This window comes from Klebsiella ornithinolytica NBRC 105727 = ATCC 31898 (genome assembly GCF_001598295.1).
Lineage (GTDB): Bacteria > Pseudomonadota > Gammaproteobacteria > Enterobacterales > Enterobacteriaceae > Klebsiella > Klebsiella ornithinolytica.
In genome coordinates this window covers 50,096-67,357 of the sequence record NZ_BCYR01000016.1, presented here as the reverse complement: position 1 = coordinate 67,357, position 17,262 = coordinate 50,096, and the positions used below count along the sequence as shown (strand labels likewise).

Sequence of the window (17,262 nt, the reverse complement as noted above, 5' to 3'; positions counted from 1 at the left end):
ACGAATAGCCTGGCGGAGGCAAGCCTTACAGGGAACTTACCTCTTGCAGTCCCCGAACAGCCAGACGGCGGAGACGAAGGTATCGCGCAGCGACGATTTTTCTTGCCGGGATGCCGGGTCCCCAGAGCCGGGCGAAACCGGCCCTGGGCCGTTCACCTGTGCCGCAGGAAACAGAAGTATACGGAACCGATAGTGAACGCAACATTCCACCGAACATTTCACAGAACAAACGAAGAAAACACGCCTTCGCCCAAACCACCCTAAAAACGACTATCAGCCGGTCGATCAGGCGACGATCTGCTCCATCGCCTGCAGCACCCGCTTGTCGGAGATGGGATACGGCGTTCCGAGCTGCTGGGCGAAGAAGCTGACGCGTAGCTCCTCAATCATCCAGCGAATCTCCTGCACATCCGTATCCCCACGACGCCCCGGCGGCAGCTTATTCAGCCACTGCTGCCAGGCCTGCTGGATACTCTCCACCTTAAGCATCTGCGCCCGGTCGCGATGCGGATCGATGGCCATTTTCTCCAGCCGTTTTTCAATCGCCTGCAGATAGCGCAGAGTATCCCCCAGCCGGCGGAAACCGTTGCCGGTCACGAAGCCGCGATAGACCAGCCCGCCCATCTGCGCCTTAATATCCGACAGCCCCAGCGCCATGCTCATGTCGACGCGCCCTTTCAGCCGCTTATTGATGTTAAACACCGCGGTCAGAATCTGTTCAACCTGTTTGGCTATCTCCACCACCGTCTCATTCAGTTCGGCGCGCACCTTATCGTGCAGTCTGGCGAAATCCTCCTCGCGCCACACCGGGCCGCCCGCCTCATCGATAAGTTTATCGACGCCACAGGAGATACAGTCATCAATCAGATCCAGCACTTTGCCGTAAGGGTTAAAATAGAGCCCCAGCTTGGCTTTATTCGGCAGTTTCTCGTGCAGATACTTAATCGGCGACGGGATATTCAGCAGCAGCAGACGGCGCAGCCCCTGCCACATCGCCTGCTGCTGCTCCAGCGGATTATCAAACAGCTTAATCGCCACGCTGTCGCGTTCATCCACCAGCGCCGGCCAGGCTTTCACCTTATAGTTGCCGCGTTTTTGCTCGTAGCTCTCCGGCAGCTGACCGAAACTCCAGATATGCAGCCCGCTCTGCTCAATGCCATCGTCGGCAACGGCAGAAAGCGTCTCCTGCACTTTGCCCTTCAAAGCCTCTTTTAAATCCTGCAGCGAACGCCCTTCCGCCAGCTTTTTGTTCTTGTCATCCACCACCCGGAAGGTGATTTTCAGATGATCGGGCACCTGTTCCCACTGCCAGGCCTCGCGGTCGATGGTCACGCCGCTCATCCGCCGCAGCTCGCGCTCCAGCGAATCGAGCAGCGGCAGCTCCAGCGGCGTCGCGCGGCCTAAAAACGCCTCGGCGTAGTTCGGCGCCGGCACGAAATTACGGCGCACCGGTTTCGGCAGCGATTTAATCAGCGCGATAATCAATTCGCGACGCAGGCCGGGAATCTGCCACTCGAACCCGGCCTCTTCCACCTGGTTGAGCAACGGCAGCGGAATATGTACCGTCACCCCGTCGGCATCGGCGCCCGGTTCAAACTGATAGGTCAACCGCAGCTTGAGGTTGCCCTGATGCCAGAAGTTCGGATAGTCAAGCTTACTGACCTGTTCCGCCCCCTCTTTGATCAACATACTCTTTTCGAAGTTGAGCAGATCCGGCGTTTCGCGACTGGCCGCTTTCCACCACTTATCGAAGTGGCGTGCGGAGATCACATCGTGGCTGATACGCTGGTCGTAGAAATCGAACAGCGTATCGTCATCCACCAGAATGTCGCGGCGGCGCGATTTATGCTCCAGCTCTTCGATTTCCGTACGCAGCCTGAGGTTGTCGCGGAAGAAGGCGTGACGCGTCTGCCAGTCCCCCTCCACCAGCGCGTGGCGGATAAACAGCTCGCGGCACAACGCCGGGTCGATCTGGCTATAGTTCACTTTGCGGGCGGCGACGATCGGCAGACCGTAAACGGTCACTTTCTCCGTCGCCATCACCGCCCCCTGCGCCCGCTCCCAGTGCGGTTCGCTGTATGAGCGTTTCAGCAGGTGCTGCGCCACCGGCTCTATCCATTCCGGGTCGATGCGCGCGGCAATCCGTCCCCACAGACGGCTGGTTTCCACCAGTTCGGCAACCATCGTCCACTTCGGCGGTTTCTTGAACAGACCGGAGCCCGGGAAGATAGAGAAACGCGCATTACGCGCGCCGGTAAATTCCTGCTTATCGTTATCTTTCATCCCGATGTGCGACAGCAGACCGGTCAGCAGCGCGGTATGGATTTCGCGATACTCCGCCGGCTCGCTGTTAATCGGCAGCCCCAGCTCTTTCACCACCTGGCGCAGCTGGGTGTAGATATCCTGCCATTCGCGCACCCGCAAATAGTTGAGAAAATCGGTACGGCACTGGCGACGGAACTGGTTCGAGGAGAGCGCTTTTTGCTGCTCGCCAAGGTAGTTCCACAGGTTAACAAACGCCAGGAAGTCGGACTCTTTATCGTGGAAGCGGCGATGTTTCTCATCGGAGGCCTGCTGCTTATCCATCGGGCGTTCGCGCGGGTCCTGAATCGACAGCGCCGAGGTGATGATCATCGCTTCACGCACGCAGCCATGTTTTTGCGCTTCCAGCACCATCCGCGCCAGGCGCGGGTCAACCGGCAGCTGGCTGAGCTGACGGCCCATCGGCGTCAGCTTATAGGCGGTCTGCTGCTCGTCGGTGGTAATCGCCCCCAGCTCCTCAAGCAGACGCACGCCGTCCTGGATATTGCGCTTATCCGGCGCTTCGACGAACGGGAAGGCGGCAATATCTCCGAGGCCCAGCGCGGTCATTTGCAGAATCACCGACGCCAGGTTAGTACGCAGAATTTCCGGGTCGGTAAATTCCGGGCGCGAGAGGAAATCGTCTTCGGAATAGAGACGAATACAGATCCCTTCGGAAACACGGCCGCAGCGCCCTTTCCGCTGGTTAGCAGAGGCCTGAGAGACCGGCTCAATCGGCAGACGCTGCACCTTGGTCCGGTAGCTGTAGCGGCTGATGCGCGCGGTGCCCGGATCGATAACATACTTAATGCCCGGCACCGTCAGCGAGGTTTCGGCGACGTTGGTCGCCAGCACAATCCGCCGCCCGCTGTGCGACTGGAAGACGCGGTTCTGCTCGCTGTTCGATAAGCGCGCATAGAGCGGTAGCACTTCGGTATGGCGCAGATTGAGCTTATTGAGCGCATCGGCGGTATCGCGAATTTCGCGCTCGCCGCTCATAAAGATCAGGATATCGCCGGGACTTTCACGTCCCAGTTCATCAACGGCATCGAAGATCGCCTGCAGCTGATCGCGTTCGGTGTCGTCGGCATCTTCAACGATTGGCCGATAGCGCACCTCCACCGGGTAAGTTCGCCCGGATACTTCGATAATCGGCGCGTTGTTAAAGTGGCGCGAAAATCGTTCCGGGTCGATGGTTGCCGAAGTAATGATAATTTTCAGGTCCGGGCGACGCGGCAGCAGTTCCCGTAAATAGCCGAGCAGGAAGTCGATGTTGAGGCTACGTTCGTGCGCTTCATCGATGATGATGGTGTCATACTGCATCAACAGTCGATCCTGCTGGATTTCCGCCAGCAGAATACCGTCGGTCATCAGCTTGACCATGGTGTTGTCGCTAACGTGGTCGCTAAAACGGACCTTATAGCCGATGCAGCCGCCCGGCTCGCTTTGCAGCTCTTCGGCAATACGGTTGGCCACGGTGCGCGCCGCCAGACGACGCGGCTGCGTATGGCCAATCAGCCCTTTCACCCCGCGCCCCAGCTCCATGCAGATTTTCGGCAGCTGGGTGGTTTTACCGGAGCCGGTCTCCCCCGCCACAATGACCACCTGATGGTCGCGAACCGCCTGCAAAATCTCATCTTTTTTCTGGCTGACCGGTAGATTTTCCGGGTAGGTAATCGTCGGACGCGACGCTTCACGCAGCAGGACTCTCCCTGCAGCTTGTTCGATCTCTTGCGCCATCTCCTGAAGAATGGCTTGCTGGGCTTCAGGATTTTTAACCTTCTTCACGCCATGCAGGCGACGGGAAAAGCGTGACTTATCACGCAGCATCAGGCCATCAATCCGTTGGAATAGCTGAGAGAAGGTGAACTTTTGTTGTTCTGTCATAGCGTTATCGGGCAGCGCACTGCCGGGAAAAATCTCTTTTGATGTATTGCTGTATATTACCACATCTGCGAATCGCATGCCTTGTTCAAAAAAATTGAATACAGGGTTCGATTTATTGCGCTTTCTCTGTGGCATGATTGTGAATACAGTGTCAACAAGCACCAGGGCATCGACCCGTCAACCTCATATAAGGAAACACCCATGAGCAAAGTATTAGTACTGAAATCCAGTATTCTGGCAGGGTACTCACAATCCGGTCAGCTGTCCGACTATTTTGTTGAACAATGGCGTGAACAGCACGCTGAAGATGTTATCACCGTGCGTGACCTGGCAGCCAATCCGATTCCGGTACTGGATGGTGAACTGGTTGGTGCTCTGCGTCCGAGCGATGCGCCGCTGACGCCGCGTCAGCAGGAAGCGCTGGCGCTGTCCGACGAGCTGATCGCTGAACTGCAGGCTAATGACGTGATTGTTATCGCCGCGCCGATGTACAACTTCAACATCCCGACTCAGCTGAAAAACTACTTCGACCTGGTGGCTCGCGCCGGTGTGACCTTCCGCTACACCGAAAAAGGACCAGAAGGTCTGGTTACCGGTAAACGTGCGGTCGTGCTGACCAGCCGTGGCGGTATCCATAAAGATACCCCGACCGATCTGGTGACGCCGTACCTGTCTACCTTCCTCGGCTTCATCGGTATCACCGATGTGAACTTTGTCTTCGCAGAAGGCATTGCTTACGGTCCGGAAGTCGCGGCCAAAGCGCAGTCCGATGCCAAAGCGGCCATCGATAGCGTGGTTGCAGCGTAATTTAGATTGTCACTCCCACCGCCCGGTGGGAGTTTCTTCTCCCCGTCACCCACCTTACGAGACGCCTCGTAAAATCAGCAGCCCATTCTGCCTGTAAATCCTCCAACGTATACGATAGCGCTCACGGCCTGCGGCCCGCTGTCTCCGACCTCCGGGCCTGACCTGACAACATGTCGAAAAATCATCGATAGGTACCATGTACACGCTCAGGTGTACATGGTACCTTAGCAAGGAGCGTACTCATGTGCTGTGCGATTGAATTTATCGAAACGCCGCTGTTTACCCGGCAGATAAAACAGCTTGCGACTGACGATGAGCTTCGGGCGCTGCAGAAAGAACGCATTGGCAATCCGGATGCCGGGGATATCATCCAGAATACGGGTGGACGACGGAAAATCAGGATGGCGACCGGCGCTCAGGGGAAAAGCGGCAGCGCGAGGGTGATTTATTTCCTCGCCACCGCTGAGATTATCTATCTGGTTTTGGCGTAGCCGAAAAGCACCAAAGATAATCTCACCGATGCAGAAAAATCCCGGCTCAAAAAACTAGCTAACCTACTGAAAAATGAGGTGTGACATGCGTTTTTTTGATGAGCTTCAAACGTCCCTCAAAGAAGCCGTTGATATCAAAAATGGCGATAAAGCCCCGGCCCGCGTGACTCGCTATGAGATCGCTGACGTAAAAGCCATTCGCGCGCAGCTGAACGTTTCCCAGACGGAAATGGCGCAAGCGCTGGGAACCAGCGTGGATACCATTAAAAGCTGGGAGTCCAGACGACGTAACCCAACGGGACTCGCGGCAAAAGTGCTGGCGGCGATTCAGGCGAACCCGGCACTTTTTCGCGAGCTGGCTAAATATTAGGCCCTCGAAGCCAGGGGCTCTGGTTCAGGATGATGATTTCGGCCGCAGGCTTTCATCAAACTCCAGCCGCTTTCTCTGCGGCTCCACCTCTTTCAGCGGCTCTACCTGATGCAGCGTTTGCTGGCAGCGCTCGACCAGCGCCTGATACTCCCGCGTCCCCTGCTTTTTCCACGCGATCTCCTGTTCGCTCAGGGTGCGAATGGCCTTCGCCGGGCTGCCGACGATCAGATGGTTGGCCGGCATCTCGGCTTTAGCCTTAACGAACGCCGAGGCGCCGACGATGCTGTTTTCGCCAATCGTTGCGCCGTCGATAATCACCGCGCTCATCCCCACCAGCGCGTTGCGGCCGATAACGCAGCCGTGAAGGATCGCCCCGTGACCGATATGCCCGTCCTCTTCGACCACCGTATCCTGGCCGGGAAAGCCGTGCATCACGCAGTTATCCTGAATGTTGGCGCCATCTTTCACCACGATGCGCCCGAAATCACCGCGCAGGCTGGCGTTAGGGCCGACGTAGACGCCTTTCCCGAGGATCACGTCGCCAATCAGCACCGCCGTGGGATGCACATAGCTTTCATCCGGTACAACGGGGGTCATACCGTCAATCTGATAAATCGGCATCAAGCCTCCTTAGGCGCCTGGCAAACCGCCAAAACGCTGATAATAGAGCGGCCCCGGTGCAGGCAGTTCCCCCACCGAGCTTTCCCCTTTTTCGCCGACGAAGGTCAGCGCGCCCGGTGCCACCCGCTGGTAAATATTGATGCACAGCTGGCGCGCGGTTTGGCCGGCCCAGTGCGCAGGCAGGAGCTCCTCCGGTAACAGCGGATCTTTGAGCACCACGCGACGATAGAAATGGATCAGCAGCAGCTGGATCTGAAAGCAACGTTGCGGCGTTAACTCGTCGGCATCCGCATCGCGCAATAGCGGTAGCAGCGGGCGAAACAGAGCAATAAAGGTGTCGTACATCGTGTTCTGCTCGGTCAAATGCCAGCACTCTTCAACCCGGGCGCGCAGCGCCGCCTGGGAGAGCGCCAATGGCGAATGGGCTTCAAAACAGATCACGTTTTCCGCCACGCCCGCTTCGTGCAGCAGCGACTGAACATCCGCCATTTTTTGCGACGGCGAGGCGAGCAGACTCGGTGCCAGAGCGCCAAAGCCTTGCCACAGCAGCTGCTTTTTCACTTCCGCCAGCTGATTTTTCTCCAGCCCTTCCGACAGCAGCAGCAGCCAGGTCCCGTCCCATTCCGGCGCGCTGGCGCGGTAGATTTTATGCTCCGCCCGGCGCGTCAGGCGCAGCCCTTTGTCGCTCAGACGATAGAAACTGCGTCGGCCGATGCGCACCACATCCAGCCACTCCTCTTTGTTCAGCCGGAACAGCGCCGTGCGCACGAACCGTTCGCCAAAACCCAGCCCTTCCAGCAGCGCGGCCACGCTGCCGAGCCACACTTCACCACCGCGTTGTAGCAATGAATCTCCGTACAGCGAGGCAATCAGCGAAGTGCCGCTGACAGGCATCGCTTCGACCGCCTGTTGAATAAAAGTATCGAGTTTACTCATTTGATTCATTCTGTTGTTATTGTTGTCCTTTCTGAATCATAGCACAGGAAAATCCCCGGTAGCGCAGGCTAACCGGGGATCGGGTCTGGATCCCGGGTCGGGCGCAAGCCGCCGCCGGGACGTCGCGGCTTAACCGTTGGCGACGATTTTGCGCAGGTCGGAGACGCGGCAGGCCTTACCTTCCGAACGAGGGATACTGCCGCAGTTGACGATGCTAATATCCGTCGAAATCCCGACCATCGACTTAATACGGTGGCGCAGCTGATGGCAGATCTGGCAGCGCTGTTCATGACTCAACGACAAGCTGCTCTCTTTCAGCTCGACGCGAACAGAAAGTGAATCAAGATGGCCGCGACGATTGACTTCCAGCTGATAGTGCGGCGACAGATGCTCGACTTTAAGGATCTCCTCTTCCAGCTGCGACGGGAAGACGTTTACCCCGCGAATAATCAGCATATCGTCGCTGCGCCCGCTGATGCGATCCATCCGGCGCATGGTGCGTGCGGTGCCCGGCAGCAGACGGGTCAGATCGCGGGTACGGTAACGAATCACCGGCAGCGCCTCTTTGGTCAGCGTGGTAAACAGCAGCTCGCCGTGTTCGCCATCCGCCAGCGGCGTACCGTCGTTGGGGTTAACCACTTCCGGGAAGAAGTGATCTTCCCAGATAGTCGGGCCGTCGGCGGTTTCCAGACACTCCATCGCCACCCCCGGCCCCATCACTTCCGACAAGCCGTAAATATCCAGCGCGGAGATCCCCAGGCGACGCTCAATCTCTCCCCGCATCGCCAGCGTCCACGGCTCGGCGCCGAAGACGCCGACCCGCAGCGAGCAGCCGCTGGCGTCGCCGCCCATCTGGCGTTCCAGCTCTTCAATCAGATTCAGGCAGTAGGACGGTGTCACCATGATCATGTCCGGCTGAAAATCGCGGATCAGCTGCGCCTGTTTTTCCGTCTGGCCGCCGGACATCGGGATCACCGTGGCCCCCAGGCGCTCTGCGCCGTAGTGGGCGCCGAGACCGCCGGTGAACAGCCCGTAGCCGTAGGCGACATGAATTTTATCTTTTGCCGTACCGCCGGCGGCGCGCAGCGAACGGGCAACGATGTTGGCCCAGGTGTCGATATCATTTTGCGTATAGCCCACCACCGTCGGTTTGCCGGTGGTACCGGAAGAGGCATGAATACGCACAATTTGTTCCATCGGTACCGCAAAGGTATCAAACGGATAGTTATCGCGCAGATCCTGTTTGGTGGTACACGGGAACTTGCTCAGGTCGCTCAGTTCGCGAAAATCGTCAGGATGGACGCCCGCCGCATCAAATTTACGCCGGTACATCGGCACATTGTCATAGGCATGTTTCAGCGTCCATTTCAGGCGCTGGGTTTGCAAAGCGTGTAATTCGTCACGAGAAGCAGTTTCAATCGGATCTAATTTTGTATTAGTTATCATTTTAGGGTACTCGCAGGTAAAGTCGCTCACACTCGCTCAAGGATCATGGCAATGCCCTGACCCACGCCAATACACATCGTACACAGCGCATAGCGCCCGTTCCGTCGCTGCAGCTCCAGGCTGGCGCTCAATGCCAGCCGCGCGCCGCTCATTCCCAATGGATGACCTAAGGCGATAGCCCCGCCGTTGGGGTTAACATGCTCAGCATCGTCCGCCAGACCCAGCTGCCTGAGGACGCCCAGGGCCTGTGCAGCAAAGGCTTCGTTCAGTTCGATAACATCCATATCGTTAATATTCAGTCCGGCGCGCTCCAGCACTTTGCGTACCGCCGGCACCGGCCCCAGCCCCATAAACTTTGGCTCCACGCCCGCGGTCGCCATCGCCACAATTCGTGCGCGTGGGGTTAACCCCTGCGCCCGCGCCTGCTGTTCGCTGGCGATAATCAGCGCAGCGGCGCCATCGTTCACCCCGGAGGCGTTTCCGGCGGTGACCACGCCGCCTTTGCGAAAGGGCGTTTTTAATCCCGCCAGCTGTTCAAGGGTGGTCTCGGCACGCGGGTGTTCATCCTCGCGAACCGCGCTCACCGCCCCTTTCTTGCCAATAATCTGTACCGGCACGATTTCCTGCGCCAGAATCCCCGCCCGCTGCGCTTTCGCCGTCAGCTGCTGGCTGCGAAAAGCGAAGGCATCCTGATCGGCCCGGCTGATATTTAACAACTCAGCTACATTCTCTGCCGTTTCCGGCATACTGTCAGTGCCAAATTGCTGCTGCATGAGCGGGTTCACAAAACGCCAGCCGATGGTGGTATCAAACAGCTCGGCCTGTCGCTGGAACGGCGCGCTGGCTTTGCCCATCACAAACGGCGCCCGCGACATCGATTCCACGCCGCCGGCAATCATCAGATCCGCATCCCCGGCTTTGATGGCGCGTGCGGCAAAGCCGATCGCATCCAGGCCGGAACCACACAGCCGGTTGATGGTGGTGCCGGAGACGCTCTGCGGGTAGCCCGCCAACAGCGTCGCCATATGCGCCACGTTGCGGTTATCTTCCCCGGCCTGGTTCGCGCAGCCGAAAATCACATCATCGATAGCCGATGGATCGAGACCCGGATTACGGCTCAGCAACTCTCGCAGCGGAATGGCGGCTAAATCATCGGCGCGGACGCTGGCCAGCGCCCCGCCGTAACGACCAATCGGCGTACGAATCCCATCACAGATAAAGGCGTCACGCATCAGACTTCTCCCGTAATTGTGCCGCCGATGCGGTGCGATTTGCCGCGAAACAGGGCCACAATCTTTTGTTGTTGATTAACGATTTCAATGTCGTAGACGCCGGTCAGTTTCCCCTGCTGCTTCACCCGTGCCGTGGCGACCAGCCGGTCGCCGGCAAAGGCCGGACGCAGGAAGTCGATACTGGCGGCAGAAGCCACCGCCGCCAGCCCCTGGCTGTTGCAGGCATAGGCAAATGCGGTGTCGGCCAGCGAAAACAGCTGCCCGCCGTGACAGGTCTGATGGCCGTTAAGCATGGCTGACGAGACGGTCATGCTCATCTGCGCATAGCCGTCATCCATTTCAATAATCTCGATGCCCAGGGTTCTGGCGCAGGTATCTTTTTCGTACATCGCGCGCGCGTTGCGCCAGGCCTCATTGCTCATTACGCTTCTCCACAAGCGCCTTCTGGCGCAGTAAGGAACCGGGGCGATAACGCTCTTCGCCATAGTGCTGTTGCAGGTTCTCCAGCAGGCGCAGCACGCGCTGCCAGCCCAGAGATTCGCCCCACGCCAGCGGGCCATGCGGGTAGTTGACGCCCAGGCGCATCGCGGTATCGATATCTTCCGGGCTGGCGACCCCTTTTTGCACCGCGTCGAGGGCTTCATTAATCAGCATGGCGAGGGTACGCCAGACCAGCAGACCAGGATAATCGGCAATCAGCAGCACTTTCTTGCCCTGCTGCTGGAAATAGCGCACCGCTTTGTCGGTCGCCGACGCCGGGTTCGTCGCCGCCGTTGCCAGAACCACGGTGTCACCCGCGCAATAGTCATACACCACTACCGGACAGCCATACCGCACGCTCAGCGCCTGGGCGGTTTCACCTTCCGTTTCCAGCAGTCGCACATCGTCCAGCGCGATCGCTACCCTTCCGGTGACACTGTCACCTGTCGTGCAGACGGTTTTGGCCCCGCGAGTCTCAGCCACGGCGGCCAGCGCCGGCACCGATGCGCTCTCAATGGGCCAGCGATAGACGCCCTGTCCACTCTTCTTGCCTAAACGCCCGGCCAGCGCCAGCTCCTGCTGCACCAGCGACGGCAGAAAACGGCGGTCCTGCCAGAACGCGTTAAAGACCGAACAGGTCACGGCGAAGTTGACGTCCTGACCAATCAGGTCGGTCAACGCCAGCGGCCCCATCGGGAAACCGCCGCCGTCGCGCAGCGCGGCATCAATCACCGCCGGGGGAGCCACCTGCTCCTCCAGCGCCCGCCACGCTTCGGCATAGAACGGCCGCGCCACGCGGTTAACGATAAACCCCGGCGTCGAACGGCAGCGTACCGGCTGTTTTCCCCATGCCGTCACGCACCGGCACAGCTGTTCAACCACTTCCGGCGATGTCGCCAGGCCGCTCACCACCTCGACCAGTTTCATCACCGGCGCGGGGTTAAAGAAGTGCAGCCCGGCCACCCGCTCAGGGTGCCTGACATCGGCGGCAATGGCGGTAATCGAGATCGATGAGGTATTGCTGGTCAGCAGCGTTGACGGGGAGCAGATCGCCGCCAGCTGGTTGAAAAGCGCTTTTTTGACATCCGGGCGCTCTGACGCCGCTTCAATCACCAGCCAGGCGTCGGACAGCGCGGCTAACTCGGTGACCGGCACAAGGCGGGCGACAAGCGCATCCGCCTGATCCGCCGTCAGCTTGCCGCGCGCCACGCGGGCGGCCAGACGCTGACGAATACCTTCCACGGCGCGGGTCAGCGCCTCGGCGGCGATATCGTAGAGCAGAACCGGATGTCCGGCCGCAGCGGCCACTTCCGCAATGCCGGCCCCCATGGTGCCCGCGCCGATCACGGCGACGGTTTGCAGTGTTTGGCTCATGGTCTATTTCCCGCTGAACTGTGGAGGACGCTTCGCCAGGAAGGCACTGACGCCTTCCCGATAGTCATCGCTGCGTCCGGCCAGACGCTGATAATCGCGCTCAAGATCCAGCTGCGCATCGAGGCCGTTGGTCTCCGAGGCCTGGAGCGCTTTTTTGATAAGCCCCAGACCGAAGGTCGGCTGCGTCGCCAGATGGCGGGCCAGCTGACGACTGGTATCGGCCAGTTCGGCGTCCTCCACCAGTTGCCAGATCATCCCCCACTGAGCGGCCTGTTCGGCGCTGAGCTTCTCACCCAGCAGCGCCAGCCCCATTGCCCGGGCGCGCCCGGCCACCCGCGGCAGGAACCAGCTACCGCCGCAGTCTGGGACCAGCCCCAGCTTGCTGAAGGCCATCACAAAATTCGCCGACCGCGCGGCGAGGACAATATCGCAGCCCAGCGCGAGGGTGGCGCCCGCGCCTGCCGCCACGCCGTTCACCGCGGCAATGACCGGCTTCGGCAGCGCCGCCAGACGGCGCACCAGCGGGTTATAGAAACGCTCAACGGACAGGCCCAGATCCGGCGCCGGGCCGCTGGGGTCGACGTTTCGATCATTTAAATCCTGGCCGGCGCAAAAACCGCGGCCGGCACCGGTAATCAGCAGACAGCGCACGTTCTCATCGCGCTCGGCCTGAGTCAGACAGGCCGCCAGCTGCTGATGCATAAGGTCGTTAAAGCTGTTAAGACGATCCGGGCGGTTAAGGGTAATCGTCATCACACCCTGTTCTACTTCGTTGAGAATAAAAGCGTCCACGATTAGCGTCCTTTAAATTCCGGGGTTCGTTTTTGTAAGAAGGCGGCAATACCTTCGCGGCGATCGTCGGTGGCGCTCAGCAGCGTAAACAGCTGGCGTTCCTGTTGAAGACCGGCCTGAAGGCTCACTTCCTGCGCCTGGCGCAGCGACTGTTTCGCCGCACGCAGCGCCAGCGGCGAATGGCCGGCGATGGTCGCCGCCAGCTTCAGGGCATATTCGTCGGTCAACAGCGCCGGGGCGATCTCGCTCACCAGACCGGCCTGTTGCGCCCGCTGCGCATCAATACTTTCACCGCTCAGCACCATCCGGCTGGCCAGCGCTTTCCCTACGCAGCGGATCAGACGCTGGGTGCCTCCGGCGCCGGGCATAATACCGAGAGTGATTTCCGGCAGGCCGAAGCGCGCGTTATCGCCCGCCACCACCAGGTCGCAGAGCAGCGCCAGCTCGCAGCCCGCGCCAAGGGCGTAGCCGTTGACAGCGGCGATCAGCGGCTTCGGAAAAGCATCAATCCGCGCCCACAGACGTGGGCGAATATCATCCATCGTGGCAGGCAGGTCTTTTTCCGCCATTTCGTTCAGGTCGGCGCCGGCGGCAAAGAAACGGCGGTTGCCGCCGATCACGCAGGCACGGATATCCGGGTCAGACGCCGCCGCGTCCAGGGCGTCGGCAATCTGCGTCAGCAGCGCGTTATTCAAGGCATTTCGCGCCTGCGGGCGATTGAGGGTCAGCAGCAGGACCCGCTGGTGACGGGTTATCAGCAGATCGCTCATGCCATTCCCCTTGCGTCAAAGTCCACCACCACATCGCCGCTGGTCGGCAGCGCCTGGCAGCTCAGGACATATCCGGCAGCCAGTTCGTCCGCTTCCAGGCTGTAGTTGGCCGCCATCGCCACTTCACCGCGCAGCACTTTACATTTGCAGGTGGCGCAGACGCCGCCTTTACAGGCGAAGGGCAAATCCGCCCCCTGGCGCAGCGCCGCATCCAGAATGCTGTCATCTTCCGCGGTGAGGGCAATCTGCCGATCGCGGCCGTCCTGACGAATCGTGACGGTGCGGCCTTCAGCCTGCACGCCGGTGGCGCGTTTAACGCTGCTTCCGGGCGTATTAAAGCGCTCGAGATGAATCCGGTTTTCCGCCATCCCCAGCTCGCGCAGCGCCGTTTCGGCTTCATCCATCATCACCGCCGGACCGCAAATAAAGGCCTCGTCGAAGCGGCTAAAATCGAGCAGTCTGGCGGAGAGCGCGTGCAGTTTTTCGCCATCAATGCGCCCCTGCAGCAAATCGCTGTCCATCGACTCCTGGCTGAACAGATGCACCACCTGCAGCCGCTGCGGGTAGCGGTCTTTTAAATCCGCCAGCGCCTGACGGAACATCATGCTGCTGCTGCTGCGGTTGCCATAAATCAGGGTGAAGCGACTATTCGCTTCGGTGGCCAGCGTGGCGCCAATAATCGCCATCATCGGCGTGATACCGGATCCGGCGGCAATCGCCAGATAGTCAGCCTCGCGCCCGGCCTGCGGCTGGTAGCCGAAGTGCCCCTGCGGCACCATCACGTCCAGCACCATCCCCTGGCAGATATCGCTCTGCGCATAGCGGGAGAAACGCCCGCCGTCGATGGCTTTGACCGCCACGCTGATTTCTGCCGGCGAGCGGCTGCGACAGATGGAGTAGCAGCGGCGAAGCTCTTCCCCGCCGAGGCGGGCTTTCACGGTCAGGTGCTGGCCCGGGCGGAAGGCATACTCCGCCTGTAGCGCGTCGGGAATCGCAAAGGTAATGGTTACCGCATCGCGGGTTTCCGGCTCCACTTTCGCGACGGTAAGCGAATGAAACGTCGTCATGGCAACCTCAAATACATTTAAAGTAATCAAAGGGTTCACGGCAGCTGTCGCAGCGATAAAGCGCTTTACAGGCCGTCGAACCGAATTCACTGATCGGCGTGGTGTGAACGCTGCCGCAGCGCGGGCATACCACCTCCTGCGGAAGACCGGCATGGCAGGCGTGCCCCTGCGGCGGGCTGATGCCGTACTGGCGCAGACGCTCGCGGGCATCCTGGTTCATCCAGTCGGTGGTCCACGGCGGGTCAAGCTGCAGGACAACATGCACCGGCGTATAGCCGTGGCGAGCCATCGTCGCGCGAATCTCCCCCAGCAGATGCTCGGTCGCCGGGCAGCCCGAGTAGGTCGGCGTAAAGCCAATCACCCAGCCTTCGCCATGCGGCGCCACGCTGCGCACCATGCCAAGATCGGTAATGGTCAGCACCGGCACTTCCGGATCGGGGATCTCACTTAACAGCGCCCAGATAGCATGGACTTCTGCGGGTGCGATATCGGCGAGACGTTGCATAGCCACCTCCTGTTACCACTGCTGACCGGGATAAGCGCGTTGCAGATACTGCATTTCCGCCAGCAACGGCCCGAGATGTTCACTGTGCAGTCCCTGTTTACCGCCGTGGCGAAACGCCGCCTCTTGCGGGATCTGCAGCCCGGCGTCAAGCAGCGCGGTGTGAACCGTACTCTGCCACTCCGCCTGCAGGTCGCGGGGGTCAACGGCGATACCCTGCTCGACAAGGGCAAGCTCCAGCGCGTCGGCGAGGAACAGCTCCCCGGTAAAGCGCCACAGACCATCGACCGCCTGCTGCATTTTCTGCGCCGACACCTCGGTGCCGTTGCCCAGACGCTCCAGCCAGCCGCGGCTGAAGCGCAGGTGGTAGCGCACTTCTTTAAGCCCCTTGGCGGCGATGGCGGCAATTTGCGCATCACGACTGTTAACCAGCCGGGTAAACAGCGCCACGTGCCAGGCATCGATAAAGAACTGACGGGCGATGGTGTCGGCAAAGTTGCCGTTCGGCTGTTCCACCAGCAGGAGATTGCCGTACTGACGTTCATCCCGACCGTAGGCCAGGGTATCTTCATCGCCGCTCCCCGCCAGCTCAGCCGCATAGCTGAGGAAGTTGCGCGCCTGGCCCAGCAGATCGAGGCCGATATTGGCCAGCGCGAGGTCAATTTCCAGCTCCGGGGCATGGCCGCACCACGCGCCTAAGCGCTGGGCCAGCACCAGGCCGTTATCGCCGAGACGTAGCGCATAGGTTGCAACGGGATTCAGGTTGTTCATCGTTGCCTCACATATGTTCCATGCCGTCAGGCACGCTGTAGAAAGTCGGATGGCGATAGACTTTGCTCTCCGCCGGATCAAAAAACTCGCCGCGTTCTTCCGGCTGGGATGCGACGATCTGGCTGGCTTTCACCACCCACAGGGAGCAGCCTTCGCTGCGACGGGTGTAGACATCGCGGGCATTTTCTAACGCCATCTGGTCATCGGCGGCATGCAGACTGCCGACGTGACGATGGGATAACCCCTGCTTGCTGCGAACAAATACTTCATATAACGGCCAGTAAACGTTGCTCATCATGCTTCTCCTTATGCCGCGTCGCGGGCGTGTTGTTTTTGCGCATGCACCAGCGCGGCTTCCCGCACCCATGCCCCCTCTTCCCAGGCTTTACGCTTGGCGGCCAGGCGTTCGTGGTTACAAATGCCGCGCCCGTTAATCACTTCATTCAGTTCCTGCCAGTTGATTGCGCCAAAACGGTAGTGCCCGGTCGTTTCATCCAGCTGCAAATCGGCGTCCGGCACGGTCATGCCGAGGATCGCGACCTGCGGTACGGTGTTATCGACAAAGCGCTGACGCAGTTCGTCGTTGGAGTGCAGTTTGATTTTCCACGCCATACTGCGCGCGCTGTTCGGCGAGTTATCGTCGCTCGGGCCAAACATCATCAGGGCCGGCCACCAGAAGCGGTTAATCGCATCCTGCAACATCTGACGCTGGGCTTCGCTGCCTTCGGCCAGCGCCATGCAGGCTTCGAACCCCTGACGCTGGTGAAAGCTCTCCTCTTTGCAGATTTTGACCATCGCCCGGGCATAGGGGCCGTAAGATGTGCGGCACAGCGCCACCTGGTTGACGATAGCGGCGCCGTCGACCAGCCAGCCGATCACGCCGATATCAGCCCAGCTCAGCGTCGGGTAGTTAAAGATCGAGGAGTATTTCATCTGCCCGTCGAGCATCTTCTGATACAGATCTTCCCGGGCGCAGCCGAGCGTCTCCGCCGCGCTATACAGATACAGGCCGTGTCCGGCCTCATCCTGCACCTTCGCCAGCAGAATTGCCTTCCGGCGCAGCGTCGGCGCGCGGGTAATCCAGTTGCCTTCCGGCAGCATGCCGACAATTTCCGAGTGCGCGTGCTGGCCAATCTGACGGATCAGCGTCTTGCGGTAGGCATCCGGCATCCAGTCCTGCGGTTCGATGGCCGTATCCTGCGCGATACGCTGGTCAAAGCGTTGTTCTTCTGTCACGTCATCACCTTTATGATTCCAATAAATTCAACAAATGCGTATTTGTGAATCACTTTGTTTTATAAAAGTTACACTCAGGTTAAATAAAACCACAAATTTTGTTTGTGTTTTTTGTGATGATGACTACAAAAAATCGCCTGTCGACCGCGACAACACAGGCCATCCGCGGCGAGACACGA

16 protein-coding genes and 1 pseudogene are annotated in these 17,262 nt (G+C 59.7%); 3 read left to right on the top strand and 14 right to left on the bottom strand.

Annotation, left to right across the window (positions count from 1 at the left end):
• Positions 1 to 285 precede the first annotated feature (285 nt).
• Positions 286 to 4,188, bottom strand: a complete 3,903-nt coding sequence (gene hrpA, locus ROR01S_RS22760; RefSeq protein ID WP_064359913.1) for an ATP-dependent RNA helicase HrpA — start codon at positions 4,186 to 4,188, stop codon at positions 286 to 288.
• A 201-nt stretch (positions 4,189 to 4,389) separates the two neighbouring features.
• Between hrpA and azoR the strand changes: the two genes are divergently transcribed.
• The 3 genes and pseudogenes from azoR to nadS all read left to right on the top strand — a co-directional run bounded on the left by azoR (position 4,390) and on the right by nadS (position 5,856).
• A complete protein-coding gene (gene azoR / locus ROR01S_RS22755; protein ID WP_004861333.1) occupies positions 4,390 to 4,995 on the top strand; it encodes an FMN-dependent NADH-azoreductase in 606 nt (201 codons plus the stop codon).
• Positions 4,996 to 5,237: 242 nt separating this feature from the next.
• A pseudogene (locus tag ROR01S_RS22750) lies at positions 5,238 to 5,570 on the top strand (type II toxin-antitoxin system RelE/ParE family toxin).
• 1 nt (position 5,571) lies between these two features.
• The gene (gene nadS / locus ROR01S_RS22745) at positions 5,572 to 5,856 is read left to right on the top strand and encodes a NadS family protein (RefSeq protein ID WP_004861327.1); all 285 of its coding nucleotides are present in this window, start codon (positions 5,572 to 5,574) and stop codon (positions 5,854 to 5,856) included.
• Positions 5,857 to 5,880: 24 nt separating this feature from the next.
• On the opposite strand, the gene paaY is transcribed toward nadS, so the two are convergent.
• The 13 genes from paaY to paaA all read right to left on the bottom strand — a co-directional run bounded on the left by paaY (position 5,881) and on the right by paaA (position 17,083).
• Positions 5,881 to 6,477 carry a phenylacetic acid degradation protein PaaY gene (gene paaY / locus ROR01S_RS22740; RefSeq protein ID WP_004861325.1) on the bottom strand — a complete coding sequence of 199 codons (597 nt, stop codon included), beginning with the start codon at positions 6,475 to 6,477 and terminating at the stop codon, positions 5,881 to 5,883.
• A 9-nt stretch (positions 6,478 to 6,486) separates the two neighbouring features.
• Positions 6,487 to 7,413: a phenylacetic acid degradation operon negative regulatory protein PaaX gene (gene paaX / locus ROR01S_RS22735; protein WP_004861322.1), complete on the bottom strand. Its 927-nt coding sequence runs from the start codon at positions 7,411 to 7,413 to the stop codon at positions 6,487 to 6,489.
• Between the two features lie 129 nt (positions 7,414 to 7,542).
• Positions 7,543 to 8,859 (bottom strand): phenylacetate--CoA ligase PaaK, encoded by a 1,317-nt coding sequence (gene paaK / locus ROR01S_RS22730; RefSeq protein ID WP_004861319.1) that lies wholly within the window; start codon positions 8,857 to 8,859, stop codon positions 7,543 to 7,545.
• 26 nt (positions 8,860 to 8,885) lie between these two features.
• Positions 8,886 to 10,091 (bottom strand): 3-oxoadipyl-CoA thiolase, encoded by a 1,206-nt coding sequence (gene pcaF, locus ROR01S_RS22725; protein ID WP_004861318.1) that lies wholly within the window; start codon positions 10,089 to 10,091, stop codon positions 8,886 to 8,888.
• Positions 10,091 to 10,513, bottom strand: a complete 423-nt coding sequence (gene paaI / locus ROR01S_RS22720; RefSeq protein WP_004861316.1) for a hydroxyphenylacetyl-CoA thioesterase PaaI — start codon at positions 10,511 to 10,513, stop codon at positions 10,091 to 10,093. Before paaI ends, pcaF begins: the two co-directional genes overlap by 1 nt.
• Positions 10,503 to 11,945, bottom strand: coding sequence for a 3-hydroxyacyl-CoA dehydrogenase PaaH (gene paaH, locus ROR01S_RS22715; protein ID WP_015584466.1), 1,443 nt, complete (start codon positions 11,943 to 11,945; stop codon positions 10,503 to 10,505). The genes paaI and paaH overlap by 11 nt, the downstream gene beginning before the upstream one ends.
• Before the next feature lie 3 nt (positions 11,946 to 11,948).
• The gene (gene paaG / locus ROR01S_RS22710; protein ID WP_044350230.1) at positions 11,949 to 12,737 is read right to left on the bottom strand and encodes a 2-(1,2-epoxy-1,2-dihydrophenyl)acetyl-CoA isomerase PaaG; all 789 of its coding nucleotides are present in this window, start codon (positions 12,735 to 12,737) and stop codon (positions 11,949 to 11,951) included.
• A gap of 2 nt (positions 12,738 to 12,739) precedes the next feature.
• The gene (paaF, locus tag ROR01S_RS22705) at positions 12,740 to 13,507 is read right to left on the bottom strand and encodes a 2,3-dehydroadipyl-CoA hydratase PaaF (RefSeq protein WP_004861307.1); all 768 of its coding nucleotides are present in this window, start codon (positions 13,505 to 13,507) and stop codon (positions 12,740 to 12,742) included.
• On the bottom strand, positions 13,504 to 14,574 hold the full coding sequence (gene paaE, locus ROR01S_RS22700; RefSeq protein ID WP_032717351.1) for a 1,2-phenylacetyl-CoA epoxidase subunit PaaE: 1,071 nt from the start codon (positions 14,572 to 14,574) through the stop codon (positions 13,504 to 13,506). Before paaE ends, paaF begins: the two co-directional genes overlap by 4 nt.
• 7 nt (positions 14,575 to 14,581) lie before the next feature.
• Positions 14,582 to 15,079 (bottom strand): 1,2-phenylacetyl-CoA epoxidase subunit PaaD, encoded by a 498-nt coding sequence (paaD, locus tag ROR01S_RS22695; protein WP_004861301.1) that lies wholly within the window; start codon positions 15,077 to 15,079, stop codon positions 14,582 to 14,584.
• 12 nt (positions 15,080 to 15,091) lie between these two features.
• Positions 15,092 to 15,847, bottom strand: a complete 756-nt coding sequence (paaC, locus tag ROR01S_RS22690; protein ID WP_032717349.1) for a 1,2-phenylacetyl-CoA epoxidase subunit PaaC — start codon at positions 15,845 to 15,847, stop codon at positions 15,092 to 15,094.
• A 7-nt stretch (positions 15,848 to 15,854) separates the two neighbouring features.
• Positions 15,855 to 16,142 (bottom strand): 1,2-phenylacetyl-CoA epoxidase subunit PaaB, encoded by a 288-nt coding sequence (gene paaB, locus ROR01S_RS22685; RefSeq protein ID WP_004861295.1) that lies wholly within the window; start codon positions 16,140 to 16,142, stop codon positions 15,855 to 15,857.
• Between the two features lie 11 nt (positions 16,143 to 16,153).
• Positions 16,154 to 17,083, bottom strand: coding sequence for a 1,2-phenylacetyl-CoA epoxidase subunit PaaA (paaA, locus tag ROR01S_RS22680; RefSeq protein ID WP_064359903.1), 930 nt, complete (start codon positions 17,081 to 17,083; stop codon positions 16,154 to 16,156).
• Between the last annotated feature and the right edge of the window lie 179 nt (positions 17,084 to 17,262).